Consider the following 623-nt stretch of genomic DNA (forward strand, 5'->3'; position numbering starts at 1 on the left):
CTGGAAGATCCGGAAGGCGCGTTAACACAAATATTACTGTACCATGTAGTCGGATCGAAAGCCATGAGCACCGACCTAAGCGATGGTGATATGATAGTTACCCTTCAAGGCAAAGAAGTTGAGGTGAAATTCATGGATGGTAAAGTTTACATCAATGATGCCATGGTAACCGTAGCTGATATCGAAGCAGATAATGGTGTGGTACATGTGATTGATGCCGTATTGCTACCACCAACTACCACTGTTTACGACATTATCTCAGACAGTGAATTACATACTACTTTGGAAGCAGCTATCGGTGCAGCAGGTTTGGATGAAGCCTTAATGGGAGACGGACCTTTTACCGTATTCGCACCAACCGACGATGCCTTTGCCGCCTTACCTGAAGGCACTGTAGAAACTTTACTGGAAGATCCGGAAGGTGCCTTAACACAAATATTACTGTACCATGTAGTCGGATCGAAAGCCATGAGTACCGACCTAAGTAATGGTTATATGATAGTTACCCTACAGGGAAAAGAAGTAGAAGTAAAAATCATGGATGGTAAAGTTTACATCAATGATGCCATGGTAACCGTAGCTGATATCGAAGCTGATAATGGTGTGGTACATGTGATTGATGC

1 protein-coding gene is annotated in these 623 nt (G+C 43.3%); it reads left to right on the plus strand.

The features are described from left to right. Window positions 1–623, plus strand: a 623-nt coding sequence (locus KEM10_RS23970) for a fasciclin domain-containing protein (protein ID WP_212220990.1), incomplete at both ends; no start/stop codon positions are given.

The sequence above is a fragment of the Carboxylicivirga linearis genome, assembly GCF_018271995.1.
GTDB lineage: Bacteria > Bacteroidota > Bacteroidia > Bacteroidales > Marinilabiliaceae > Carboxylicivirga > Carboxylicivirga linearis.